Source organism: Nocardioides currus, assembly GCF_003057875.1.
Lineage (GTDB): Bacteria > Actinomycetota > Actinomycetes > Propionibacteriales > Nocardioidaceae > Nocardioides > Nocardioides currus.
The window spans coordinates 14013-38643 of sequence record NZ_PYXZ01000011.1; the positions used below are offsets into that span (position 1 = coordinate 14013).

A 24631-nucleotide genomic window follows, 5' to 3' on the forward strand; every position below is an offset into this window, starting at 1 on the left:
CAGGCGAAGGGCGGTAGTGTCGCTCCGTTGTGACACGGGTCACGAGGTGTGACGCGTGCAGGCTCGGCACGTCAGTTCGGCAAGGAGACAAGGTGAAGGTCGGCGTTCCCAAGGAAGTCAAGAACCACGAGTACCGGGTGGCGATCACCCCGGCCGGTGTCCACGAGTTCACCACGCACGGCCACGAGGTCGTCGTGCAGGAAGGGGCGGGCCTGGGCTCGTCCATCGCCGACGAGGAGTTCGTCGCGGCCGGCGCGCGCATCCTGCCCACCGCCGACGACGTCTGGGAGTACGCCGACCTGGTGCTCAAGGTCAAGGAGCCGATCGAGGAGGAGTACCCCCGCATGCGCGAGGGGCAGGTGCTGTTCACCTACCTCCACCTGGCCGCCGACAAGCCGCTGACCGAGGAGCTCGTCAAGCGCAAGGTCACCGCCATCGCCTACGAGACCGTCCAGACCCCCGACGGGGCGCTGCCGCTGCTGCACCCGATGTCCGAGGTCGCGGGCCGCCTGGCCCCGCAGGCCGGCGCCTACCACCTGATGCGTGCCGGCGGTGGCCGCGGCGTGCTGCTCGGCGGCGTGTCCGGTGTCTACCACGGCAAGGTCGTGGTCATCGGCGCCGGCGTGTCGGGCATGAACGCCGCCGCGATCGCCCTCGGCATGCACGCCGAGGTGCTGCTGCTCGACAAGGACATCAACAAGCTCCGTTCGGCGGACCGGATCTACCAGGGCCACCTGCAGACGATCGCGTCCAACGGCTACGAGATCGAGCGCGCGTGCCTCGACGCCGACCTGGTCATCGGCGCCGTCCTGGTCCCGGGCGCGAAGGCGCCCACCCTGATCTCCAACGACCTGGTCTCGCGGATGAAGCCCGGCTCGGTGCTGGTCGACATCTCGATCGACCAGGGCGGCTGCTTCGAGGACTCCCGCGCCACCACGCACGCCGACCCGACCTACCAGGTCCACGAGTCGATCTTCTACTGCGTGGCCAACATGCCCGGTGCGGTGCCCCACACCTCGACGTACGCCCTCACCAACGTGACGCTGCCCTACGCCGTCGCGCTGGCCGACAAGGGCTGGCAGCAGGCGTGCAAGGACGACCACAGCCTCGCCCTCGGGCTCAACACCCACGACGGCCAGCTCACCAACGGCCCGGTCGGCGAGGCGGTCGGCCTGGAGGCCGTGGGGCTGGATACCGTCCTCGTGTGAGTGATCGTGGGTGACGCCCTGACGCGCGCCATCCGCACCTACCTCGACCACCTGGCCGTGGAGCGCGGACTGGCGGCCAACACCCTGACGTCCTACCGGCGCGACCTGCGGAGGTACGCCGCACACCTGGACGCCGAGGGTGTCGGCACCCTCGACGAGGTGAGCGAGGCGGTGGTCTCGGGCTTCCTGATGCGGTTGCGCGAGGGGGACGCCGACCACCCGCCGCTGAGCTCGACCTCGGCCGCGCGGACCGTCGTGGCGGTCCGGGGGTTCCACAAGTTCGCCGTCGCGGACGGCCTGGCGACCCACGACCCGGCAGGTGCGGTCAAGCCGCCGACGCCGGCCAAGCGGCTGCCGAAGGCGCTCCCGCTCTCCGACGTCGAGGCGATCCTCGAGGCCGCCGGGTCGGCGGACACCACGCTCGCGCTGCGTGACCGCGCGCTGCTGGAGGTGCTCTACGGCACCGGGGCCCGGATCTCCGAGGCGGTTGGCCTCGACGTGGACGACGTGGACACGGTCGACGCGACGGTCCTGCTGCGCGGCAAGGGGTCGAAGGAGCGGCTGGTGCCGATCGGCGGCTACGCCCTCGACGCGGTCGCGGCCTACCTCACCCGGGCCCGCCCCGAGCTGGTGGCCGCGAAGACGCCGGGCGGCGCGATGTTCCTCAACTCCCGGGGCGGGCGGCTGTCACGGCAGAGCGCCTGGGCGGTCCTGGTGCGGACCGCCGAGCGGGCGGGCGTCACCCGCGACGTCTCGCCGCACACGCTGCGCCACTCGTTCGCCACGCACCTGCTCGACGGTGGTGCCGACGTCCGCGTCGTGCAGGAGCTGCTCGGCCACGCATCGGTGACCACGACGCAGGTCTACACGCTGGTGACCGTCGACAACCTGCGCGAGGTCTTCGCCACCGCGCACCCCCGGGCCCGTGACTGAGCTCCACGCGCCCGCGCTCCGGCTCCTGGACGGCGTCTCCTGGCAGGGCGAGGCCATCCCCGGCGATCGGCTGAAGTCGTTGCTGGCCGCCCTGGCCCTCGAGCCAAGCGGCGTGAGCGACGCCGGGCTGGCGGCGAGGGTGTGGGCGGACGACGAACCCGCCCACCCGACCAAGGCCCTGCAGGTGCTGGTCTCGCGCATCCGTTCGCGCACGCAGGCGTCGGTGCCGGTGCGGCACGACGGCGGCTACCGCCTCGGGCTGGCGGTGGCGGACGTGGACGCGTGGACGCTCACGCGACGCGTCACCGATGCCCGGGCGGCCCTGGCTGCCGGCGACCCCGCGGCCGCCCTGGACCTGGTCGACGTCGTGTCGGGGTGGTCCGTCTCGACCGTCGACTCCGGCCCGCTCGCCGACCTGCGCGCCCGGGCCCGCGCGGACCTCGCCGACGCGCTCCGCACCCGTGGCGTCGCGCTCAGCCGGACCGGTCGCCACGACGAGGCCGCTCCGGTGCTCGCCACGGTCGCGGCGACCGCTGGCGACGACGTGGAGGTGCGGGAGGCGTGGTTGCGCTCGCAGGCCGCAACAGCCGGCGCGGCCACCGCGCTGTCGAGCTACGAGGCCTTCCGCGAGGACCTCGCCGACCGGCTCGGCGTCGATCCCGACCCGACGCTGCAGCGGCTCCACGCCGAGCTGCTCGCGGCCGACGCCCCGGTCCGCAGCGGTGTGCGTCACGACGTCGGGGACACCGGGGGGCTGCTCGGCCGCGACGCCGACCTCGAGCGACTGCGCACGAGCATGGCCAGCGGCCGGCTCACGACGATCCTGGGCCCCGGCGGCATCGGCAAGACCAGTGCCGCCCAGCTGCTCGCCGCCGAGTCCACGGTGCCGCGCGTGCACGTGGTCGAGCTGGTCGGCGTGGGCGCCGGCGACGACGTGGTCGCGGCGGTCGGCGCCGCCCTCGGGGTCCGCGGCTCGTTCACCACCCGCCACGCGCTCACCGCGGCCCAGCAGTCCGACGTGCGTGGGCGGTTGGCCCAGGAGCTCGACGCCGCGCCCGCGCTGCTCGTGCTCGACAACTGCGAGCACGTCCTGGAGCCGGTCGCGGCCCTGGTGGCGTTCCTGCTGGCGACCACGCGCGACCTCCGGGTGCTCACGACCAGCCGCGCGCCGCTGCGGCTGGCGGCGGAGCGGGTGGTGCCGCTGAGCCAGCTCGCCGACCCCGACGCCGAGCAGCTGTTCGTACGCCGCGCGCTCGCCGTCCGCCCGGACGCCGCCGTGGACGCCGACACCGTGCGCGCGGTGGTGTCGCGCCTCGACGGTCTCCCGCTCGCGGTCGAGCTCGCCGCCGCCCGGGTGCGGACGATGACCGTCGCGGAGGTCGCGGCCGCCCTGTCCGACCGGTTCGCCACGCTGCGCACGCGCGATCGCAACGCGCCGGACCGCCACCGCACCCTCGAGGCCGTCATCGGCTGGTCGTGGGACCTGCTGGCCGCCGACGAGCGGCGCGCCCTGGCCTGGCTCTCGGTCTTCCAGGACGGCTTCGACCGCGCCACTGCCGCCGCGGTGCTGGGCCCGGACGGGCTCGACCTCGTCGACGGCCTCGTGGAGCAGTCGCTGCTCGTCCTCACCGAGGACGCGGGCACCACCCGGTTGCGCGCGCTCGAGACCATCCGCGAGTTCGCCGCCAAGCAGCTCGCCTCGACGGGCGAGCACGACGACGCCGTGCGTGCCCAGCAGCGGTGGGCCACCGACCTGTCGCAGCGGTGCCACGACCTCGTGGTCGCGGACGACCAGGTCGAGCTCGTCGACCTCCTCGTCCGCGAGCAGAACAACCTGACCGACGTGCTGCGCCACGCGCTGGCGGTGGGGGACCGCGAGCTGGTGGCGCGCCTCGTCAGCCTGCTGGGGAGCCTGTGGACCATCACCGGCGACCAGCCGCGGATCTTCGCGATCTGCGACCCGGCATTCGAGCTGATGACCGGGTGGGACGTGCCCGCCGAGCTGCTCCGGCCCGCCCAGGAGGCGGCCGGCGCCCTGATGGTCCACCTCAGCTGGATGCCCGGCGTCGACCTCGACGGGCTGCGCGACCTCCTGCTGCAGGGGGACGTGCCGACGGGGACGTGGGGGCTGATCGGCCACACGGTCTACGTCGCCGACGAGCCCGCCGACCCGGCGGCCCGGGTCGCGCTGGTCGCCGACGCCCAGGACGACCCCGTTCGGGCGGGTGCCCTCCTCATGTGGGCCGCGATCCTCTCGGAGAACGACGGCGACGTGGACTCCGCCCGGACGTACGCCGCCCGCGCCCTGGCCGCCGGGACGCTCACGCCGTACCTGTTGGCCTCGGTCCACGCCGAGCTCAGCCAGCTCGCGATGGCCGTCGGCGACCACCGGAGCGCAGCGCACCACGCGTCGATCGCGTGGCCGATGCTGCTGCAGGTGCACTCCGTGACCGATGCGTACAGCCTGCGCGTCGCGACCGCGATCTCACCGCTGCTCGACGGGGAGGTCGACCGGGCCGAGGCGATGTTGGAGGAGTTCGGCGAGCCGGACGGCGAGACCGCCCAGATGGGCGCACGACTCACCTGGCACGCCGCGCAGGCGGAGCTGGCCCTGGCGCGCGGCGACTTCGCCGGCGCGGTCCGCCGCTACGACTCGATCGTGGGGATGGTGCTGGAGGCCGACCCGGCCGGCGGGGTCAACCCGTGGTTGATGCTGTCGGCCTCGGCCGCGCTGGTGAGCCGGGCACGGTTCGGCGAGCGCGACGTGGACGCCCGCGCCGACGAGCTCCGCGACGTGCTGGTCGGCGCGGGCGGTGAGCTGCTCGACGGCCGCCTGTGGTTCACCGACCTGCCCCTCGACGGCGTGCTGATGGTCGCCCTGGCCGCCTGGGTGCTCCGCTACGGTCCGGCCGAGCAGCACGAGGACGGAGTGCTGCTCCTGGCCATCGCCCAGCGGTGGGCCTACAACCGCAGCATCCCGGTGATGTCTTGGGAGCCGATGGTGGGCCTGGCCGACGCGGCCCTGCCCGGGCGGGTCGACCAGCTCCTCGACGAGCTGGCCGACCGTGCCGGGCTGGCGCTGCTGCCCGACGCGACGGCGGCCGTCGGCCGGCTGCGCCGCGCCTGGCAGTGACCGGCTCAGAGCTTCTTGAAGCGGCGCACCGAGAGCGGGGCGAAGATCGCCACGACCACGGCACAGCCGACGAGCGCCCAGCCGACCGCGCCGGTCACCTCACCGTGGTTGGCGAGGTCGCGCAGGGCGGTGATCACCAGCGAGACCGGGTTGACGTTCGCGAACGCCTCGAGGGGGCGCGGCATCGTCTCGGTCGGCACGAAGGCGTTGGACAGGAACGTCAGCGGGAACATCACCAGCAGCGAGATGCCCTGGACCCCCTGGGCGTTGCGGCCCACGAGGCCGAAGAACGTGAAGATCCACGCCAGTGACCACCCGGCGACCACGGCGAGCATGATCGAGCCCGCCACGCCGACGAAGCCGCCACCGGGCCGGTAGCCGATGAGGATGCCGACCCCGAAGGTCAGGCAGGCGGCGATGAAGTAGCGCAGCATGTCGGCCACCATCGGGCCGGCCAACGGGGCGATGCGGGCGATGGGGAGCACCTTGAACCGGTCGAAGACCCCCGAGTCGAGGTCGGTGCGGAGCTGGACACCCGTGGCCACGCACGCCGTCAGGACCGTCTGCCCGATCAGGCCGGGGATGATGAGCGGGAGGTAGCTCGACACGTCGCCCGAGATGGCGCCGCCGAAGATGTAGGCGAACATCGCGGTGAAGATCAGCGGCTGGATGGTGACGTCGAACATCACCTCGAGGTTGCGGCGCATCTTCACTGTGGCACGCCAGGCGAGCGTGAAGGTCTGGGAGAGCGTGTCGGCGAGGCTGACGCGCTGCTCGAGGTCGGGGAGCGGGGGAGCGGTGCTCAGGGGGGTGGTGGTCGTCATCGCGACACCTCCATCTGGGTCGGCTGGTCGCTGGGGCTGGCGTCGGTGCCGGTGGCGTCCCCGGGATCGTCCGTGCTGTCAGGGCCGCCGGTGTCGTGGCCGGTGAGGGCGAGGAACACCTCGTCGAGCGACGGCTTCTGCACCGTCACCGACTCGATCGAGACGCCCCGGTCGCGCAGAGCGACCAGCACGTCGATCGACTGGTCGGTGCGCTGGAGCGGGATGTTGACGCGCCGTGACTCGGGGCTGAGCACGGGCGCCTCCCCGAGCAGCTGCTCGGCGAGCTCGGCGGCGGCCGGCAGGTCGGCCGCGTCCGCGAGCTGGAGCTGGAGCGTCGAGCGCCCGACCGACGACTTGAGCTCGTCGGCGGTGCCCTCCGCCACCTTGAGCCCGTGGTCGATGACCGCGATCCGGTCGGCGAGCTGGTCGGCCTCGTCGAGGTACTGCGTCGTCAGCAGGACGGTGCTGCCCTCGAGCACGAGCTCGCGGATCGTGGTCCACATCTGGCCGCGGGTGCGCGGGTCGAGCCCGGTCGTCGGCTCGTCGAGGAAGATCAGCGGCGGGCGCGTGATGAGGCTCGCGGCGAGGTCGAGGCGGCGACGCATGCCGCCCGAGAACGCGGAGATCGGCTTGGACGCGGCCTCGGTGAGGTCGAACTGCTCGAGCAGGTGAGCCCCGCGGCTGCGGGCCTCGGCCCGCCCCAGGCCCTGGAGCCGTGCGAACAGCCAGAGGTTCTCGGTCGCGGTCAGGTTCTCGTCGACGGACGCGAACTGCCCCGTGACGCCGAGCAGCTGACGGACCAGGTGCGGCTCGCGGCGTACGTCGTGGCCGAACACCTGCGCGTCGCCGCCGTCGATGGGGATGAGCGTGGCGAGCATGCTCAACATGGTGGTCTTGCCGGCGCCGTTGGGGCCGAGGACGCCGAAGACCTCGCCGCGGTGGACCTCGAGGTCGACGCCGTCGACGGCGCGGTGCTCGCCGAACGTCTTGACGAGGCCCTCGGCGCGGACCGCAGGCGCGGAGGGATGTGGTGTGTTCATGGGACGGAGCCTGCGCCGTCGCGCCTTCACGCCGGTTTCACGCCGCGATCGCCGGGTTTCACGCGGCTGGTGATTGGATCAGGGCATGCGCCTCGACACCCTGGTGCCGACCGGCGCCGACTCCGATGCGGTGTACGACGCCTTCTCGACCTGGGTGGCCCAGCAGGGACTAGACCTCTACCCCCACCAGGACGAGGCGGTCATCGAGCTCGTCGGCGGCAACCACGTCATCCTCGCCACCCCGACCGGCTCGGGGAAGTCGATGGTCGCGATCGGCGCCCACGCCGCGGCACTGGCGCAGGACAAGGTCAGCTTCTACACCGCGCCGATCAAGGCCCTCGTCAGCGAGAAGTTCTTCGCGCTGTGCGAGGTCTTCGGTGCCGAGAACGTCGGCATGCTCACGGGCGACGCGGCCGTCAACGCCGACGCCCCCATCATCTGCTGCACCGCGGAGATCCTGGCCAACCTCGCCCTGCGCGAGGGCCGCGCGGCCGACGTCGGCCTGGTGGTGATGGACGAGTTCCACTTCTACGCCGAGCCCGAGCGTGGCTGGGCGTGGCAGGTGCCGCTGCTCGAGCTGCTCGACGCCCAGTTCCTGCTGATGTCGGCGACGCTGGGTGACGTGTCCTTCTTCGCGAAGGACCTCACCGCCCGCACCGGGCGCGACGTCGCGGTGGTGGACGACGCCGAGCGGCCGGTGCCGCTGACGTTCACCTGGTCGCTCGACCACCTCGGCGAGACGCTCGAGGAGCTCGTCGCCACCAACCAGGCGCCGGTCTACGTCGTGCACTTCACCCAGGCCGCCGCGGTCGAGCACGCGGTCTCGCTGCTCAACGCGAGGTCGCCCGCCGGCCGGAGCGTCGACAAGGACGCGATCGCCGAGCGCATCGGGGGGTTCCGCTTCGGCGCCGGCTTCGGCAAGACGCTCTCCAGACTGGTGCGCAACGGCATCGGGGTGCACCACGCGGGGATGCTCCCGAAGTACCGCCGCCTCGTGGAGCAGCTCGCCCAGTCGGGGCTGCTCAGCGTCATCTGCGGCACCGACACCCTGGGGGTCGGCATCAACGTGCCGATCCGGACCGTGCTGTTCACCGGCCTCGCCAAGTTCGACGGCAACCGCCAGCGGGTGCTGCGCACGCGCGAGTTCCTCCAGATCGCGGGCCGGGCCGGTCGCGCCGGTTACGACACGGCGGGGTACGTCGTCGTGCAGGCGCCCGAGCACGTCATCGACAACGAGCGGGCGAAGGCGAAGGCCGAGGCCAAGAACGCCGCCCCCGGCGCCAACGCGAAGCGCAAGTCCAAGGCGCAGCTGAAGAAGCCGCCCGAGGGCACCGTGGTGTGGACCGAGCAGACCTTCGACAAGCTGGTGGCGGGCGTGCCCGAGCAGCTGGTGTCGCGGATGAAGGTCGACAACGCGATGCTGATCAACGTCGCCTCCCGCGAGGAGGACGCGTTCGTGGTGATGCGGCGACTGCTCACCGACAACCACGAGGACCGCCGCCAGCAGCTGCGGCTCTCGCGCCGGGCCCTGCGCCTGGCCCGCAGCCTCGTGCGCACCGGCGTGCTGACCCGGCTCGAGGAGCTCGACCGGTGGGGGCGTCGCTACGTCCTGACGGAAGACCTGCCCGCCGACTTCGCGCTCAACCAGCCGCTGGCCCACTTCGCGCTGGCCGCTCTCGACGTCCTCGACCCGGAGTCGGAGACCTACACCCTCGACATCGTCACCGTCATCGAGTCGGTCCTCGAGGCCCCCCGGCAGATCCTGATGGCCCAGCAGTTCGCCGCCCGGGGTGAGGCCGTGCAGGAGATGAAGGCCGACGGCATCGAGTACGACGAGCGGATGGCGCTGCTCGAGCAGATCACCTGGCCCCAGCCTCTGGCCGAGCTCCTCGAGGGTCTGTACGAGACCTACCGCCAGCGCCACCCCTGGTTGCGCGAGGACGCGCTGACCCCCAAGACCGTGGTGCGGATGATGTGGGAGCAGGGCATGAGCTTCACCGACTTCGTCGGCCGCTACCAGCTCGCCCGGTCGGAGGGGCTGGTCCTGCGCTACCTCACCGATGCTTACCGCACGCTGCGCCAGACCGTGCCCGACGAGCACCGCACCCCCGAGCTCGACGACCTCGTCGAGTGGCTGGGGGAGACGGTGCGCCAGACCGACTCCTCGCTGCTCGACGAGTGGGAGGCGCTCAGCGACCCCGAGCACGTCCCGGGCCGGGTCAGCCACCACGAGCCCCCGCCGCCCCCGCGGCCGCTCACCAAGCAGGGGCGGACGTTCGAGGTGATGGTGCGCAACGCCATGTGGGCGCGCGTCGACCACGTCGCCCGCGACGACCTCGACGGCCTGATGCGCCTCGAGCGGGCCGCGGCCGAGCGCGCCGACCCGCCCCGCTCGGTCGTCATGGGTCGGTCGGTGTGGGACGCGGCGATCGAGGACTACTACGCCGAGCACGACACGGTGCTCACCGACGGCGACGCCCGCGGCCCGTCCCTGCTCGTCCTCGGCCCCGAGACCACCGGCGAGCCCGTCGGCGGCGAGGAGGGCGAGACGGCCCGCGTCCGCGACGTACGCCAGACGATCCACGACCCCGAGGGCCACCACGACTGGGTGATCGAGGCGCGCCTCGACTGCGACGCGTCCGACGAGGCCGGCGAGCTGGTGCTCCCGACCGTGGCCATGCGGCGGCTCTGAGCGCGGTCCGCGAGTGCACAGGTTCGTCCACAGTGACCGGCTCGTTGTGCACTCAACCGGGGCGCCGTGCACAGATTTGGGGTGCCGGTTGTGGGGAGTGCCCCCACCTGTTGTGGGCCGCGCGGGGTGGACCTAGGCTCGCCCGCGACCCGATGTGGGAAGTGTCGCCGTGTCGACAAAGTTCGCGGCCTCGGACGTGATGCAATCAGAACAGTCGATCAAGGAGCGCACGTGATGAACAGTGGCGGACCGTCCACCCCCTCCTGGCCCTCCGGCAGCACCGCCGGCGAGATGCCGCCGCTGGTGAGTCCGCCGCTACCGCCCGTCGTGGACGCTCCCTCCACCGCCGGCTCCACCGAGCCGATCCCCTTCCCCCGAGCCCAGGAGCCCCCCGTGACGTCCCTGCCGCAGGCCGCCGCAGCGTCGGCCGCCGAACCCACCATCGGCCCGACCGGTCGCCCGCTGCCGCAGTTCCCGGTGCCCGGCCCCGTCAGCGGTCCGACCCGGGCGCGGGTGGTGTCGATGTGCAACCAGAAGGGCGGCGTCGGCAAGACCACGACGACCATCAACCTGGGCGCCTCGCTCGCGGAGTACGGCCGCAAGGTGCTGCTCGTCGACTTCGACCCGCAGGGCTCGCTCTCGGTCGGGCTCGGGCTCAACCCGCACGAGATGGACCTGACCATCTACAACCTGCTGATGCAGCGCGACATCTCCGTCGAGGACGTCGTCGTGCCGTCGGGTGTGCCGGGCATGGACCTACTGCCCTCCAACATCGACCTGTCCGCCGCCGAGGTGCAGCTGGTCCACGAGGTGGCCCGCGAGCAGACGCTGCAGCGCGTGCTGGCGCCGGCCCTCGACCAGTACGACGTCATCCTGATCGACTGCCAGCCGTCCCTGGGACTGCTGACCGTCAACGCGCTGACCGCCTCGGACGGGGTGATCGTCCCGCTCGAGTGCGAGTACTTCGCGCTGCGCGGCGTGGCGCTGCTGAAGACGACGATCGACAAGGTCCGCGAGCGCCTCAATCCCAAGCTCGAGGTCGACGGGATCCTCGGCACCATGTTCGACGGTCGCACCCTCCACAGTCGCGAGGTGATGGAGCGGCTCGTCCAGGCCTGGGGCGACAAGGTCTTCCACACCGTCATCCGCCGCACCGTGAAGTTCTCCGACGCCACCGTCGCGGGTGAGCCGATCACGTCCTACGCGTCGGCCTCCACCGGTGCCGGCCACTACCGCGAGCTCGCGCGGGAGGTGACCACCCGATGGCCCGCCGCGTGAGCATGCCGACCGCGGATGACCTGTTCCGCGCCACCGGCGACGGGAACGACGGCGCCCAGGCCGCGCGCCCCGTGCGCGCGGTCGCCGACCAGCCCGAGACCACCGAGGCGGAGGCCGGTCCGAGGAAGCCCTCCGGCCGCGTGCGCCACGACGAGAAGATGACCGTCTACGTCACCTCCGACGAGCTGCTCGACATCGAGCACACCCGGCTGACGCTGCGACGCCGCAACGGGCTGGCGGTCGACCGGGGCCGGCTGGTGCGCGAGGCGCTGGCGCTGGTGCTGGCCGACTTCGAGGCCAACGGCGACGACAGCGCGCTGGTGCGGCGGCTGACGGAGGAGTGAGCGCAGCACAGCCCGGCGCGACGCTCGAGCCTGCCGCGCCGACCGACGGCGAGGCGCCCGCCTTCGCCGTACGCCTCGACAACTTCGAGGGACCCTTCGACCTGCTGCTCAGCCTGATCGCCAAGCACAAGCTCGACATCACCGAGGTCGCGCTCTCGCGCGTCACCGACGAGTTCATCGCCCACGTCAAGGCCGGCGGGCCCGAGTGGGACCTGGAGCAGACGACCTCGTTCCTGCTGGTCGCCTCGACCCTGCTGGACCTCAAGGCCGCGCGGCTGCTGCCGCAGGGCGACGTCGAGGACGAGGAGGACCTGGCGCTGCTGGAGGCCCGCGACCTGCTGTTCGCGCGCCTCATGCAGTATCGCGCGTTCAAGGTCGTGGCCGGTGTGCTGGAGGAACGGCTGGCCGCCGAGTCGACGCGCCACCCGCGCCAGGTCGGCATGGAGGATCGCTTCGCCAGCCTGCTGCCCGAGGTGCTGATCGGCATCGGGCTGGAGCAGTTCGCCCAGCTCGCCGCCAAGGCGCTGGAGCCCAAGCCCGTGCTCGAGGTCTCGCTGCAGCACATCCACGCCGCCAAGGTGAGCGTGCGCGAGCAGGCGAGCATCGTGATGGACCGGTTGCGCCACGCCGGCACGGCGACCTTCCGCGCGCTGTGCGGCGACTCGCCCGACCGGCTCACCACCGTCGCGCGGTTCCTGTCGCTGCTCGAGCTGTTCCGCGAGGGCGTGGTCGCCTTCGACCAGGTCACGCCGCTGGGCGAGCTGACGATCCGCTGGACCGGCGACGACGACGCCGAGGTCGAGATCACCGACGAGTTCGACGGGGCACCCCCGCTGGTCGAGGACGTGCAGGCCGTGGATGTAGAACAGACGAGTGAGTGAGTACGCCGATGAGTGAGACCCCGAGCGAGACCGCCGACGACCAAGTGGTGGACGAGCAGGTGGTGGACGAGCAGGTGGTGGACGAGCAGGTGGTGGACGAGCAGGTCACCGACCAGCAGGTCGCCGACGAGCAGCCGGACGCCGACGTCGAGACCCTCGCGGTGGCCGTGGCCGACCTGCGCCCGGCGCTGGAGGCCATCTTGATGGTGGCCGACCAGGCGCTCGACAAGGTCCAGCTCGCCTCCGTGGTGGGCCACCCGGTCGAGGCGGTGGACGAGGCGCTGCGCGCGCTCGCGGCGGAGTACACCGAGCAGGGCCGCGGGTTCGAGCTGCGCAGCGTGGCCGGCGGCTGGCGCTTCTACACGCGCGACGAGTTCGCCGGTGTCGTCGAGAGCTTCGTGCTCGAGGGCCAGCAGGCCCGCCTGACCCAGGCGGCGCTGGAGACGCTGGCGGTCGTCGCCTACAAGCAGCCCGTGTCCCGGGCCCGGGTCTCGGCCGTCCGCGGGGTCAGCGTCGACGGCGTGATGCGCACCCTCCTCACCCGCGGACTCGTCGAGGAGGCGGGGCAGGACGCCGAGACCGGCGCCAACCTCTACCGCACGACCACCTACTTCCTCGACCGGATCGGGATCACCTCGCTCGACGAGCTGCCCGAGCTGGCGCCGTACCTCCCCGACATGGAGGACCTCGAGGACGAGCTGACGCAGATGGCGGCCCCCACCCCCGAGCCCGCCGCCGAGCCCGCCGCCGAGGCGCCTGCGGCGGTCCACCACGCGCCGCACAGCGGGCAGGGCACCGAGCCGGACGGCGGGACCGAGGTCTCATGAGCACCCCACGAAACCGCTCGCTGCACTCGCGCTTCCGCGGGGATCCCGCATGAAGCCGCACGACGAGAAGGACACCCACCCGGCCTCGCAACGTCCCGACACCGACGACGACGGGCTCATCCGGCTGCAGAAGCTGCTCGCGCAGTCGGGCGTCGCCAGCCGGCGCAAGTGCGAGGAGCTGATGCTCGAGGGCGCCGTCGAGGTCGACGGCGAGGTCGTCACCCGCCTCGGCACCAAGGTCGACCCCCGCACGGCCGTCATCCGGGTCGAGGGCCGGCGGCTGCCGCCGATCAGCGCCTCGGTCTACCTCGTGCTCAACAAGCCCCGTGGGGTCGTGTCGACCATGAGCGACCCGGAGGGACGGCGCACCCTCGGCGACCTGGTCGCCGACCGGCCCGAACGGCTCTTCCACGTGGGGCGCCTCGACACCGACACCTCGGGCCTGCTGATCCTCACCAACGACGGGGACTTCGCCCAGCGCCTCGCGCACCCGTCCTTCGAGATCGACAAGACGTACGTCGCCGAGGTCGAGGGCCAGCTGCACAAGGGGATCGTCAAGCAGCTGTTGGCGGGGGTGACCCTCGACGACGGTCCGGTCGAGGTGTCGAGGGCCCGCATCGTCGAGGGCAGCCACGGCCGCACCTCGCGCGAGCGCACCATCGTCGAGCTGGTGATCCACGAGGGTCGCAACCGGATCGTGCGCCGGCTGCTGGCGCACGTCGGCCACCCGGTCACCCAGCTGACCCGCACGCAGATCGGTCCCGTCGTGCTCGGCAAGCTGGGCGTGGGGGAGATGCGCGAGCTCACGATCACCGAGCTCGGCGAGCTGATGGACTCAGCCAGCCTCTGATCGCGGGTAGCTCGCGGCGCGGTACGTCGGGCCCCAGGGTGGCGGCAGACGGCATCCCCGGGACCGTTCTCGGTGCGGTGTGCCGCCACCTTGCCAGCGCGCACCCTCGGCCCGCCTGAAGGTCCACGCACCCGCGTGGACCTTCAGCCTCGGTGCCCGGCACCTGCCTGCATCTCGACGCAGGCGCGTGGAGATGCAGGCAGCCACAGCCCTCAGGAGCCGGCGCGGGTCAGGCTCAGCTCGCTGCGGAGCAGGGTGTCGCCGCCCTGCGCGAGCGTCGGCGCCCAGCTCAGCGCGACGCCGTTGTCGATGTCCTCGGAGCAGCGGCAGGTGTTCGGCAACGGCGCCATCGCCGTCATCGCGTCCCAGACGTCGGAGTAGTAGCCCTCCATCCAGGTCGAGCCGGGCGTGAGGCTCTGCAGGCGCATGGAGGCCTCCACCTCGGGACCGCTGTCCGGGACGATCGTGCGCAGGCAGCCGACGAGCTCGGCGCTGGGCCGCATCTCGCCGTACCCCGTGTCGAGGTCGCCGAGGTAGCAGTCGATGCCCCGACTGACGCGCACCGCGCGCGGAGCGCCTGCGTTGACGACCTTGATCGAGGTGGAGATGGCCGAGCCCCCGGCCCACCACTTGTCGGTCTGCACGAGCTGGACGCCGGTCCCGGGTGCGGTGACCACGGTCCGCAGCACGGACGGGCTGGCGGCCGTGTTGCTGCCGCTCAGGGTCTGGCTCACGGGTTGCCACGGCACGACCGGGCGCTCCTCGGTGGAGTCGGAGTAGTAGAACGCCGGGATCTTGCGCGGGCCGTAGAGCACGCCGTCGATCACCGCGAAGGTCCCGCAGGCGTCGCCGTTGTCGTCGCTCGCGCTGCCCTCGGTCGTGAAGGGCCCGTTGTCGCCGAAGAACTCGCCGAGCTCGTCCTGGTCGGTGTAGAGGCTGCACTGGAGGTCGTTGCGGACGCCGTACGTCGCGATCGAGCGCAGCGCCGGCCCGGTCGGCGGAAGTCCGGTGTCGACGGTGCCGTCGTCGCCGATCCCGCCGGCGGCCTGGGAGACGGGGAACGTCGCGTGCGCGAAGTCGTCGAAGAACTTGTCGATCTTGAACCCGAGGACCTGGGCGCGGAAGCCCACGCCAGCCTTGAACCCGAGGTCCAGCTTCCACCACGGCCGCAGCGCGGGGTCGGCAGCGAACTCGGGGCCGATGCGCATCTTGACGTACGGCCCGGCGACGCCGTTGACCAGGAACGTCGTCTTGTTGCCGAGGTAGACCGACGCGTTGGCCTTGGCGGAGATCGACGGGGCCTGGGCGCTCAGCACGGGCTTGGGCGGCAGGAAGTAGGGAGTGGCCTTGTCGGGCGTGACGGTCGCGCCGATGCTCGACGACACCGAGGCCTCCACGCCGGTCGCGACCGTGGCCTCGCTGGACACGCTGCCGGAGATGGTGAACTGCGACTCGGGAGTCAGGAAGAGACCGGGCACGCCCGGGATCGGGATGGGGGCGGTGCGCAGCGGCGTGACCAGCAGGTTGGTCTCGGCCAGCTCGCACGACGCCTTGCCGCTGATGGTGGCCCTGGCGTACGCCTCGACCTTCGCGGTCGCGTCCATCTTCACCTGCGGCGTCGCGCCCGACCACACCCAGAACGGCCCGCGCTTGACGTAGGTCGACTTCCAGCTGAGGTCGAAGGTGGTGTCCACCGAGCCCGACACGGCGGCGTCGACCTCGAGGTTGGCGCTGCCACCGCAGGTCAGTGACTTCGCGAAGGGCGTCTTGCCGCGACGACGCGCCGACGTCTCGGGGTTGGCGCTGCTGAGGTCGAACGAGGTCGGCACGGACGCCGCGAAGTCGGCCTCGGTGACCGCCTCGGTGATGTCGGCGTTGACGACCTGGTAGTCGACCGCGCCACCAGCCTGGGTCGCTCCCACCGAGACGACCTTGACCAGCGCCCCGGTGGGCGTGGCGGCGCCGGGCGGGATCGACACGATGTCACCGGGCGAGTAGCCGGTGACCATCCGCACGACACCCGGCCCGGCCGGCTCGGTGCTGGTCGCCACGCTCACGACGTCGGTGGCCGAGGCCACCACGAGGTCGGGGGAGGTGACCACGTCGTAGTCGGTGGTGAGCTTGCCGAGCTGACCCTTCCCGACGGTGATCGTCGTGGGGTACGGCGCGGTGTAGGTGCCGGGCCGACGCTTGTCCTTGCTTCGGATGGTGGCGAGCTTCAGCGTGTAGCGCCCTGCCGGGACGTTGCTCAGGGTGACGGCCTTGGTCAGCTTCAGCTTGCGCTGCTTGCCGTTCGGCTGCACGAGCACCGCGGGAGCCGTCGTGCCTCGCGGCCGGTTGCCGACGGCGAGGCGGAGGCGGGTGAGGGAGTACCTCACCTTCGTCGTCGTACGCGTGCGCTTGCCGAGCGTGATCTTCCTCGTGGTGATCGAGGGGTAGTAGGTCCCCGGTGCTGCCTGCGACGAGCGGCCGACCTTGATCTTGGACGCGCGGACCTGGTAGGCGCCGGGGCGCAGCCCGCGCAGCGTTGTCGTGCGCACGATCGTCTTCTTGAAGCCCTTCGGTCCCGTGACCACGATCCGCGCCACGGGTCCGGCCACCTTGATCGTCAGGGAGGGACCGCGCGGGGCGTCCGCGACCGCCGTGGTCGACACGGAGGCGGCCACCGCTGCGGAGGCGGCCAGCGCCAGGGCGAGGAGGGCGAGGAGGGTCGACCGGACGGTCCTGGGCGTGTTCATGCCGGGAGTCGACCATGCGGCGGGGCGGGATGAGCATCCCCACTTCCGGGGTGGTGTCGCCGCGGGCGGGCCTGCTCACGCTGTGGCGACCGGACCGGAGCGACCGTGGACCGCCACTAGGCTGGCGCGGTGGCAGTCAGAGCAGTCAGAGGAGCAACCCAGCTCGACGACGACACCCGCGAGCACATGCTCGAGCGGGTGGCCGAGATGGTGACCGACGTGATGGAGGCCAACGGCCTCGACGTCGACGACTTCATCTCCGTCATCTTCACCGCGACCAGCGACCTCGTCAGCGAGTTCCCGGCGTACGCCGCCCGCCGGCTCGGCTTCGGCGAGGTGCCGCTGATCTGCGCGCGCGAGCTCGAGATTGCCGGCTCCATGCCGCGCTGCGTGCGGATGATGGCCCACGTCGAGACCGACCTGGCCCGCGCCGACATCACCCACGTCTACCTGCACGGCGCGGCCAACCTGCGCCGCGACCTGACCAAGACCCGCGACGTCCCCGATGCCTGATCCGGCACTGGGGCTGGTCGAGGTCGTCGGCACCGGCCTGGTCGGCACGTCGATCGCGCTGGCCGCTCGCCGGGCCGGGTTGGACGTCGTCCTGTCCGACCTGTCCGCCGAGCACGTGCGGACGGCCACGGGGCTGGGTGCCGGTCACGCGAGGCGGACCGACGACCGTCCCGCGCTGGTCGTGGTCGCCGTACCCCCCGACCACCTCGGCGCGGCGATCGCAGCTGCGCTGAGCGACGGCGACGCGCTCGTCACCGACGTCGGCAGCATCAAGGGCCGGCCGCTGCGGGAGGTGGCGGAGCGCGTCGACGCCGCCGCTTTGACGCGCTACGTCGGCTCCCACCCGATGGCGGGAAGCGAGCGCTCGGGCCCGCTGGCCGCCAGCGCCGCGCTCTTCGACGGTCGGCCGTGGGCCGTCACCCCGCACGCGACGTCCTCGCCCGAGGCGGTGGCGGCCGTCGCGGCCCTGGTCGAGCTCTGCGGGGCGGTGGCGACCACCCTCAGCCCCGAGGAGCACGACCTGGCGGTCGCCCGCACCTCGCACCTTCCCCACCTCGCCGCCGTGCTGGTGGCGGGACGCCTGGCGGGAGCGCCCGCGGAGCACCTGGCCCTGTCCGGGCAGGGCGTGCGCGACGTCACACGGATCGCGGCGAGCGACCCGGCGCTGTGGCAGCAGATCCTCGCCGCCAACGCGGCCGCGGTCACCGACCTGCTGGGTGAGCTCCGCGAGCAGCTCGACGGCCTGATCGACGCGGTGCGCGACGGCCGTCGTGACGCGCTGGGGGAGATCCTCAGCGCGGGGGTGAGCGGCACCGCGGCCATCCCCGGCAAGCACGGCGCGCCGGTGCGTCCGATGCGCTCGGTCTTCGTGTCGGTGCCCGACCATCCGGGCGAGCTGGCCCGTCTCTTCGGCGACGCCGGCGAGATCGGCGTCAACATCGAGGACGTCCACATCGACCACGATCCGGGCCGCCCCGTCGGCCTCACGGAGCTGGTCGTCGAGGAGGACCGGGCCGAGCACCTGCTGGGTGCGCTGGAATCTCGTGGTTGGACGACTCACCGGTAGGCTCACGTCCCGTGAGTTCCCTTGTCGTTGCCATCGATGGACCCTCCGGCTCCGGCAAGTCCAGCACCTCGCGGGGAGTCGCGTCCCGCCTCGGCATGCGCTACCTCGACACCGGCGCGATGTTTCGCGCCATCACCTGGTGGATGCTGACCCACGACGTCGACGTGACCGACGCGGACGCCGTCGCGGCCCGGGCCGGGGACGCGATCATCGAGTCCGGCACCGACCCGCAGGCCCCGACCATCCTGGTCGACGGCGAGGACGCCTCGGTCGCGATCCGCAGCGACGCGGTCAACGCCGCCGTCAGCCCGGTCAGCGCCGTCCCGGCCGTCCGCACCCGGCTGCTCGAGCTCCAGCGCTCGATCATCGAGGCCGGCTCCGACATCGTCGTCGAGGGCCGTGACATCGGCTCCGTCGTCGCCCCCGGTGCGGCGGTCAAGGTCTACCTCACCGCCGACCCCGCCGCTCGCGCGACCCGTCGCGCCGCCGAGGCCGGCGGGGACGTCGCCACGACGCAGGAGTCGCTGCTCGCCCGCGACCGGATCGACTCCGGCCGCGCCACCGCCCCGCTGACGATGGCCGACGGCGCGGTCCACATCGACACCACGCCGTACACCCTGGACGAGGTCGTCGGGCAGGTCGTCGCGCTCGTGGAGGCGGTGTCGGGGGCCGAGGCGTGAGCGACCTGCCACGCCCCAGCGACCGGCACCCGCGCCGGGCCATGCTGCGCGGCCTGCGTCCGGTGTTCCGGGCCGGGATCGGCGCCTACTGGGACCTCCACCTGCACGGCACCGTACGGGTGCCGACGGCCGGTCCCGCGATCTTCGCCTCCAACCACGCCGGCTGGCTCGACGGCCCGCTGCTCGCGATCGTGTCGCCGCGCCCCGTGCACGCGCTGACCAAGCAGGAGATGTTCGACGGCCGGCTCGGCGCGTTCCTGCGGGGCGCGGGCCAGATCCCGCTCGACCGGTTCGGCGCCGATCCCAGCGCCGTCAAGACCTGCCTGCGCGTGCTCGCCGACGGCGGCGCCGTCGGGATCTTCCCCGAGGGCACCCGCGGCGCGGGCGAGCTCGAGGTCTTCCACCACGGCGTCACTTACCTCGCCCTGGTCAGCGGCGCACCCGTCGTCCCCGTCACCCAGGTCGGCACCCGGCTGCCGGGAGGTCGCAGCAGCTCGCTGCCCCCGCGCGGCTCCCGGATCGACGTGTCGTACGGCGAGGCGTGGCGCACGACACGCACCCCCTGGCCGCGCACGCGGGAACACACGCTGGCCACCTCGGCGTTGCTGTGGGAGCACCTGCGCGAGCAGCAGGCCAGCGCACTCGCCCACCTCGGGCGCCGCCTACCCGGACCGTTGCCGGTCGGGGACCGCGAGGAGGAGCCGGACACCGGCTTCGTCCGCCACCCAGACATCGTGGCCACACCGCCACACCAGCAGGCCGCCACCGCGGCCGATCAGCAGGGAGCACCATGACCGAGCACGACACAGACCTCGGGGAGCCCACCGGCCCCACCCCGGTGCTGGCCGTCGTCGGCCGCCCCAACGTCGGGAAGTCGACGTTGGTCAACCGGATCATCGGCCGCCGCGAGGCGGTCGTCGAGGACCGACCCGGCGTCACCCGCGACCGCGTCTCCTACGACGCCGACTGGAACGGGCGCGCCTTCACCGTCGTCGACACCGGCGGCTGGGACCCCGACGCGCAGGGACTCTTCGAGCGGATCGCGCTGCAGGCCGAGGTCGCCGTCAGCCTGGCCGACGCCGTGCTCTTCGTCGTCGACGCCACCGTCGGCATCACCGACTCCGACGCCGCGGTCGTGAAGATCCTGCGCAAGTCGGGCAAGCCGGTCGTGCTGGCCGCCAACAAGGTCGACGACCAGCGCACCGAGGCCGAGGCCCACGGCCTCTGGAACCTCGGCCTGGGCGAGCCGTTCCCGGTCTCGGCCCTGCACGGCCGCGGATCGGGCGACCTGCTCGACGCCGTGCTCGCCGCGCTGCCCGAGACGCCGCCGCAGTCATTCGGCGAGGAGCTCGGCGGCCCGCGCCGCATCGCGCTCGTCGGCAAGCCCAACGTCGGCAAGTCGTCGCTGCTCAACAAGCTCGCCGGCTCGGAGCGCGTCGTCGTCGACAACGTCGCCGGCACCACGGTCGACCCGGTGGACGAGCTCGTCGACATGGGCGACCGCACCTGGCGCTTCATCGACACCGCCGGGATCCGCAAGCGGGTCAAGGAAGCGTCGGGCCACGAGTACTACGCCTCGCTGCGGACCTCGACGGCCATCGACCGCGCCGAGGTCGCCGTGCTGGTCCTCGACGCCGAGCAGAGCATCTCCGAGCAGGACATGCGCATCATCCAGACGATCCGCGACGCCGGCCGGGCGATGGTCGTCGCGTTCAACAAGTGGGACCTCGTCGACGACGAGCGCCGGTACTACCTCGAGCGCGAGATCGAGCGCGACCTCGTGCAGATCCAGTGGGCGCCGCGCATCAACATCACGGCGCGCACCGGCTGGCACGTCGACCGGCTGGTGCCGGCGCTCGACAAGGCCCTCGAGGGCTGGGAGACCCGGGTCTCCACCGGCGCGCTCAACACCTTCCTCGGCCGCCTCGTGGGGGAGCACCCGCACCCCGTCCGCAGCGGCAAGCAGCCCAAGATCCTGTTCGCGACCCAGCCGTCGACGGCCCCGCCGACGTTCGTGCTGTTCACGAGCGGCAAGCTCGACGCGGCGTACGAACGCTTCGTGGAGCGCCGCCTGCGCGAGGAGTTCGGGTTCGTCGGCACGCCGATCGTGATCAACCAGAAGCCGCGCGAGAAGCGCAAGCGCACCTAGTCAGCACAGCTCAGCCCAGGTCTGCTCAGGTCAGCTCAGGGCGGCTCACGGCGTCAGGCCGCGCTCGGTCAGCCACGCCCGCGGGTCGACCGGTGCGGCGCCCCCCGGTCGCACCTCGAGGTGGAGGTGCGGTCCGATGCTGTTGCCGGTGGTGCCCAGCAGCCCGATCGGCTCGCCGATCAGGATCGCCTGACCCTCGAAGACCAGCGGCTGGAGCTGGTGGTTGTACCAGACCTCGGTGCCGTCCTGAAGGGTCAGGACGGTGCGGATGCCGTACGGCCCGGCGTAGGCGACCTCAGTGACGATGCCGTCCGCCACGGCGACCAGCTCGGTCCCGAGCGGCGCCGCGAAGTCGAGCCCGGTGTGCACGCTCGCCCAGTGCGGCCCGCTCTCGCCGAAGCCGGCCGTCAGGCGATAGTCCTGGACGGGGAGGACGTACTCCAGCTTCGTCAGGTCGCCGGTGTAGCCGAGCGCGGCGAGACGCGCGCTGCGCTGCCCGACGTCGGCCGCGTGCCGCTCGGCCGCGTCGAGCAGCGCGGTCAGCACCTCCTCGCGGTGCTGCACGTGCAGCTCGACCTCGACCATCAGCTCGTCGTGCATCTTCAGCGCCCGCGGCGTCTCCGGGGACGCGTGCGCCGCCGTGCCGACGAGCGCCGGCGCGACCATCGCCGCCAGGAGGGCCAGGGCGGCGGGCCAGCGGCGTCGGCGCGTCACTGGCCGGCTCCGAGGTCGACCTGGGCGATCACCGAGTCGGCGACGGCGTCGCCCTCGGACACGACGGTCCAGGTGTCGCCCTTCGATGAGCCGCACGGAGTCGGCATGGCCTGGTCTCCGGGTGGCAGGCAGGCGAGCGTCAGGACGCTGGCTCCTGTGAACGACTGCGTGCGCGCCACCATCGGGCGACCGACGTCCGCGACGAGCGCAGTCGTGGTCGCCAGGCCGCGACCCTGCGCCGAGTCGCTGAGCTGGAGCACGCCGGAGAGCCGATAGCTGACGTAGACGTCGCTGGTCGCGGGCAGGGGACCGGCCCACCCCGACGCGGCGACGACGTCGGCCGACGCGACCGCGACGCCGTCGGCGGCGACGACGACGTCGGTGACCTCCGCGCTGGTCATCCCGTCTCCCGGCGCCGAGAGCTCGAGCCGGTCGACGGGCTCCTCGGTCCGCAACCAGTGCTTGACGGTCAGGTCGCCGTCGGCGAGCACGTCGGTGAACACCAGCTCGGTGTCCGAGACCAGCGGGATCGGGGGCTCCGGGAACGTCCGGGCGGCCGTCGACGGTGCCGGCTCCCCGGCGTCGTCGGCCGGTGACCGGTCGCCGTCGCGCAGCAGCACCGCGGCCGCCCCGGCGACGGCGAGGACCACGACCAGCGACACGACCGCGATCACCGGCCACCGGCGACGCGGCCCCGGCGCGGCGGCCGGCTCCGCGACCGGTTCCCCGTAGTCCACGGGCTCGGGGGTGAACAGGCGTGGTGGGGGCGGCGACACGCTCGCGGCCGGTGCCTTGGCCATCCTCGGGCGCGGCCGGGGCGCGCGCGGTGTCTCCTGGGCGCCCGCGGAGGGCGACGCCGCGGTGGGTCGTCCAGTGGTGGGTCGTCCGGCGGCGGGCGGGGCAGGCTCGGGCTTCGCCGGAGCCGACCGGGTCGTCCGCTGACCCGTCGGGCCGGGTCGCGTCGGCGCCGCTGGCTCGCCGAGCAGCCGGAACCCCTCGGGCTTCGAGGGGCGTCCCGGGGTGCGGTTGCGTCGGGGGAGGCCCGGCCGGTCCGGGGGCTGGGTGTCGTCGCTCATCGCTCGCTCCTCGGCTCGGGCTGCCCGACCGGGGTCGCCGTGACGACGGCGAGGCGCTGGTAGCCGCCCTTGCTCTCGACGTAGGGGCCTGCGCAGGTCACCAGCGTCATCCGGTGGGGACCGGTCGGCGAGGTGATCCACCGGTGGGTGGCGACGGTGCCCTTCGGGATCAGCCGCAGTGACTCGACCTCGTAGTCCTGGCTCAGCGACGACGAGGTCAGGGCGAAGCGCGCGCCGGCGGAGACGGTGAGCAGCTCGGCGTACGGCCCGAGGCCCTGCCGGGCCGAGTCGACGTGCGCGGCGATCAGCATGGACCCGAAGGGGTCTCCCAGGCGTGAGCCGCCGCGCCACCAGCCCGAGACCCGGATGTCGTCCGGGACGTCGAGGGTGCCGTCGGCCGTGGTGCCGACCGGCACGACCGGGACGACCGTGCCGCTCGGCAGCTCGGCGCTGACGGGCGGCTCGGGCGCGACCGCGCCCGTGCGTGGCGCGGTCGCCGCCGTCACCACGACGTCGGCGGGCTCCGGGGACGGCTGGTCCGTGGCCGCCGCGCCACCGGGAAGTGGACCCACGCCGGCCACGGCGATGCCGAGCACGCCGAGGACCACCCCGACGCCCAGGCAGCACGCGATCCTCCCCGCGGGGCGCGTGCCCCCCGGGAAGGATCTCGACCGTCGGTGCGACGCCCGCATCAGGGTGCTTCGGCTGCGTTCCGGCTGCGGCGCAGGGCGAGGAGGGCGATCGCCAGCACGGCGGCGAGGGCGGCCCCACCGCTGACGAGCGGCGAGCTGGCCGTGCCCCCGTCGGCGACGGTGGTCCGCGGCGCCGAGAAGGGAGCGACGGTGATCCCCGCCGCCAGGCCGGCGCTGCCGGTGTCGATGGTGCTGGGCGCCTCGGTGCCGTCGGCGGTGAGGGCGATGCTGTGGGCGATGACCTCCATCGAGTCCTTGGTGGGGTCACCCACGGCGTAGACCATGGTGGCGGTCCCGGCGGGCAGCGTGACGTTGAGCGGGCCGAGGATCGGGTCCCGGGTCAGTCCGGAGGGGAGGAGCTCGGCGACGTGGTCCCCGGCGGCGACGTCGGCGGTGGCGAACTCGCCGTTGGCGATGTTGCGGAAGACCACGGTGCCGTCGACGCGGACGTCGGCCGGGGCGACCGAGGCGGTGTGCGCGATCAGCACGCGGGCCTTGTCGGCACCGATCCGCTCCGTCGGCGTGTCGTACAAGGTGGTGACGGGGTCCCCGTCGGCCTGGGCGGGGAGGTGGACCACGAGGTCCTGGCGCGAGCCGGCCGCCAGCTCGACGGCCGTGTCGAGGACGACCTCACCGTCGGCGTCGCGGAACGAGACCCGGTGCTCGCCGGCGGGGACGGTGAACGGTCCGAGCACGGCACCGGAGTCGGCCCCGTCCTCGACGCCCTCCCGGTCGATGTCGACGTCGAGCGTGAGGCCGGGGAGGGCCTGGACGACCATCAGCTGTGCGGTGCCCGCCTCGCTCCCGGCGGCCTGGGCCGACGGGGCGCCCGCGAGGGTGGCGCCGACCGCCATCGTGGCGGCGAGGTAGATCCATCGTGTGCTGGCCATCGGTTCCTCCTGGGCTCGACCGCCCCCATGGCGCCCGTGGACGGAGCACATCACCGCCGGAAATCGGGCGTACGGAGAACGGTCAGGCTGTGGACGCCTGCTG

21 protein-coding genes are annotated in these 24631 nt (G+C 72.8%); 14 read left to right on the forward strand and 7 right to left on the reverse strand.

Annotated elements, in window-relative coordinates; translation table 11 throughout:
* Positions 1 to 92 precede the first annotated feature (92 nt).
* The 3 genes from ald to C7S10_RS19540 are packed head-to-tail and all read left to right on the forward strand — an operon-like array spanning position 93 to position 5274.
* Positions 93 to 1208 (forward strand): alanine dehydrogenase, encoded by a 1116-nt coding sequence (gene ald, locus C7S10_RS19530; protein WP_108346168.1) that lies wholly within the window; start codon positions 93 to 95, stop codon positions 1206 to 1208.
* A gap of 3 nt (positions 1209 to 1211) precedes the next feature.
* A complete protein-coding gene (gene xerD / locus C7S10_RS19535) occupies positions 1212 to 2141 on the forward strand; it encodes a site-specific tyrosine recombinase XerD (protein ID WP_423802728.1) in 930 nt (309 codons plus the stop codon).
* A complete protein-coding gene (locus C7S10_RS19540) occupies positions 2134 to 5274 on the forward strand; it encodes an ATP-binding protein (RefSeq protein ID WP_108346170.1) in 3141 nt (1046 codons plus the stop codon). Before xerD ends, C7S10_RS19540 begins: the two co-directional genes overlap by 8 nt.
* 5 nt (positions 5275 to 5279) lie before the next feature.
* Here C7S10_RS19540 and C7S10_RS19545 read toward each other — a convergent pair whose 3' ends face one another.
* Together C7S10_RS19545 and C7S10_RS19550 are read right to left on the reverse strand one after the other, a co-directional pair.
* Positions 5280 to 6098 carry an ABC transporter permease gene (locus tag C7S10_RS19545; protein ID WP_108346172.1) on the reverse strand — a complete coding sequence of 273 codons (819 nt, stop codon included), beginning with the start codon at positions 6096 to 6098 and terminating at the stop codon, positions 5280 to 5282.
* Complete coding sequence (locus tag C7S10_RS19550) at positions 6095 to 7138, reverse strand: ATP-binding cassette domain-containing protein (RefSeq protein ID WP_108346174.1); 1044 nt, start codon at positions 7136 to 7138, stop codon at positions 6095 to 6097. The genes C7S10_RS19545 and C7S10_RS19550 overlap by 4 nt, the downstream gene beginning before the upstream one ends.
* A gap of 85 nt (positions 7139 to 7223) precedes the next feature.
* Here C7S10_RS19550 and C7S10_RS19555 point away from each other — a divergent pair, with 85 nt between their 5' ends.
* From C7S10_RS19555 to C7S10_RS19580, 6 genes are all read left to right on the forward strand, one after another.
* Positions 7224 to 9830, forward strand: a complete 2607-nt coding sequence (locus C7S10_RS19555) for a DEAD/DEAH box helicase (RefSeq protein ID WP_108346176.1) — start codon at positions 7224 to 7226, stop codon at positions 9828 to 9830.
* A gap of 291 nt (positions 9831 to 10121) precedes the next feature.
* On the forward strand, positions 10122 to 11108 hold the full coding sequence (locus C7S10_RS19560; RefSeq protein ID WP_423802729.1) for a ParA family protein: 987 nt from the start codon (positions 10122 to 10124) through the stop codon (positions 11106 to 11108).
* A 2-nt stretch (positions 11109 to 11110) separates the two neighbouring features.
* Positions 11111 to 11452, forward strand: a complete 342-nt coding sequence (locus C7S10_RS19565) for a hypothetical protein (RefSeq protein ID WP_243395503.1) — start codon at positions 11111 to 11113, stop codon at positions 11450 to 11452.
* Positions 11449 to 12333 carry a segregation and condensation protein A gene (locus tag C7S10_RS19570; RefSeq protein ID WP_108346182.1) on the forward strand — a complete coding sequence of 295 codons (885 nt, stop codon included), beginning with the start codon at positions 11449 to 11451 and terminating at the stop codon, positions 12331 to 12333. The genes C7S10_RS19565 and C7S10_RS19570 overlap by 4 nt, the downstream gene beginning before the upstream one ends.
* A gap of 8 nt (positions 12334 to 12341) precedes the next feature.
* On the forward strand, positions 12342 to 13160 hold the full coding sequence (gene scpB, locus C7S10_RS19575; protein ID WP_108346184.1) for an SMC-Scp complex subunit ScpB: 819 nt from the start codon (positions 12342 to 12344) through the stop codon (positions 13158 to 13160).
* A 49-nt stretch (positions 13161 to 13209) separates the two neighbouring features.
* Positions 13210 to 14010, forward strand: a complete 801-nt coding sequence (locus tag C7S10_RS19580; protein ID WP_108346186.1) for a pseudouridine synthase — start codon at positions 13210 to 13212, stop codon at positions 14008 to 14010.
* A 212-nt stretch (positions 14011 to 14222) separates the two neighbouring features.
* Here C7S10_RS19580 and C7S10_RS19585 read toward each other — a convergent pair whose 3' ends face one another.
* Positions 14223 to 16748 carry a hypothetical protein gene (locus tag C7S10_RS19585; RefSeq protein ID WP_108346188.1) on the reverse strand — a complete coding sequence of 842 codons (2526 nt, stop codon included), beginning with the start codon at positions 16746 to 16748 and terminating at the stop codon, positions 14223 to 14225.
* A 129-nt stretch (positions 16749 to 16877) separates the two neighbouring features.
* Here C7S10_RS19585 and aroH point away from each other — a divergent pair, with 129 nt between their 5' ends.
* The 5 genes from aroH to der are packed head-to-tail and all read left to right on the forward strand — an operon-like array spanning position 16878 to position 21156.
* Positions 16878 to 17261: a chorismate mutase gene (gene aroH / locus C7S10_RS19590; protein ID WP_108346190.1), complete on the forward strand. Its 384-nt coding sequence runs from the start codon at positions 16878 to 16880 to the stop codon at positions 17259 to 17261.
* Positions 17254 to 18327 (forward strand): prephenate dehydrogenase, encoded by a 1074-nt coding sequence (locus C7S10_RS19595; RefSeq protein WP_108346192.1) that lies wholly within the window; start codon positions 17254 to 17256, stop codon positions 18325 to 18327. The genes aroH and C7S10_RS19595 overlap by 8 nt, the downstream gene beginning before the upstream one ends.
* Positions 18328 to 18338: 11 nt before the next feature.
* A complete protein-coding gene (cmk, locus tag C7S10_RS19600; RefSeq protein ID WP_108346194.1) occupies positions 18339 to 19007 on the forward strand; it encodes a (d)CMP kinase in 669 nt (222 codons plus the stop codon).
* Positions 19004 to 19801: a lysophospholipid acyltransferase family protein gene (locus tag C7S10_RS19605; RefSeq protein ID WP_243395489.1), complete on the forward strand. Its 798-nt coding sequence runs from the start codon at positions 19004 to 19006 to the stop codon at positions 19799 to 19801. Before cmk ends, C7S10_RS19605 begins: the two co-directional genes overlap by 4 nt.
* Positions 19798 to 21156 (forward strand): ribosome biogenesis GTPase Der, encoded by a 1359-nt coding sequence (der, locus tag C7S10_RS19610; protein ID WP_108346196.1) that lies wholly within the window; start codon positions 19798 to 19800, stop codon positions 21154 to 21156. The genes C7S10_RS19605 and der overlap by 4 nt, the downstream gene beginning before the upstream one ends.
* 45 nt (positions 21157 to 21201) lie before the next feature.
* Here der and C7S10_RS19615 read toward each other — a convergent pair whose 3' ends face one another.
* From C7S10_RS19615 to C7S10_RS19630, 4 genes are all read right to left on the reverse strand, one after another.
* A complete protein-coding gene (locus C7S10_RS19615; protein WP_108346198.1) occupies positions 21202 to 21870 on the reverse strand; it encodes a M23 family metallopeptidase in 669 nt (222 codons plus the stop codon).
* Positions 21867 to 22946: a hypothetical protein gene (locus tag C7S10_RS19620; RefSeq protein WP_133176568.1), complete on the reverse strand. Its 1080-nt coding sequence runs from the start codon at positions 22944 to 22946 to the stop codon at positions 21867 to 21869. Before C7S10_RS19620 ends, C7S10_RS19615 begins: the two co-directional genes overlap by 4 nt.
* Positions 22943 to 23542, reverse strand: coding sequence for a class F sortase (locus C7S10_RS19625; protein ID WP_165807242.1), 600 nt, complete (start codon positions 23540 to 23542; stop codon positions 22943 to 22945). Before C7S10_RS19625 ends, C7S10_RS19620 begins: the two co-directional genes overlap by 4 nt.
* 95 nt (positions 23543 to 23637) lie before the next feature.
* Positions 23638 to 24528: a DUF4397 domain-containing protein gene (locus C7S10_RS19630; protein ID WP_165807243.1), complete on the reverse strand. Its 891-nt coding sequence runs from the start codon at positions 24526 to 24528 to the stop codon at positions 23638 to 23640.
* Positions 24529 to 24631 lie beyond the last annotated feature (103 nt).

What these genes read in the sequence shown, in the direction of transcription:
- C7S10_RS19545 (WP_108346172.1), bottom strand. Translation starts at nt 6,098, where the DNA reads ATGACGACCACCACCCCCCTGAGCACCGCTCCCCCGCTCCCCGACCTC.
- C7S10_RS19550 (WP_108346174.1), bottom strand. Translation starts at nt 7,138, where the DNA reads ATGAACACACCACATCCCTCCGCGCCTGCGGTCCGCGCCGAGGGCCTC.
- C7S10_RS19555 (WP_108346176.1), top strand. Translation starts at nt 7,224, where the DNA reads ATGCGCCTCGACACCCTGGTGCCGACCGGCGCCGACTCCGATGCGGTG.
- C7S10_RS19560 (WP_423802729.1), top strand. Translation starts at nt 10,122, where the DNA reads ATGCCGCCGCTGGTGAGTCCGCCGCTACCGCCCGTCGTGGACGCTCCC.
- C7S10_RS19565 (WP_243395503.1), top strand. Translation starts at nt 11,111, where the DNA reads ATGCCGACCGCGGATGACCTGTTCCGCGCCACCGGCGACGGGAACGAC.
- scpB (WP_108346184.1), top strand. Translation starts at nt 12,342, where the DNA reads ATGAGTGAGACCCCGAGCGAGACCGCCGACGACCAAGTGGTGGACGAG.
- C7S10_RS19580 (WP_108346186.1), top strand. Translation starts at nt 13,210, where the DNA reads ATGAAGCCGCACGACGAGAAGGACACCCACCCGGCCTCGCAACGTCCC.
- C7S10_RS19585 (WP_108346188.1), bottom strand. Translation starts at nt 16,748, where the DNA reads ATGAACACGCCCAGGACCGTCCGGTCGACCCTCCTCGCCCTCCTCGCC.
- C7S10_RS19595 (WP_108346192.1), top strand. Translation starts at nt 17,254, where the DNA reads ATGCCTGATCCGGCACTGGGGCTGGTCGAGGTCGTCGGCACCGGCCTG.
- der (WP_108346196.1), top strand. Translation starts at nt 19,798, where the DNA reads ATGACCGAGCACGACACAGACCTCGGGGAGCCCACCGGCCCCACCCCG.
- C7S10_RS19620 (WP_133176568.1), bottom strand. Translation starts at nt 22,946, where the DNA reads ATGAGCGACGACACCCAGCCCCCGGACCGGCCGGGCCTCCCCCGACGC.
- C7S10_RS19630 (WP_165807243.1), bottom strand. Translation starts at nt 24,528, where the DNA reads ATGGCCAGCACACGATGGATCTACCTCGCCGCCACGATGGCGGTCGGC.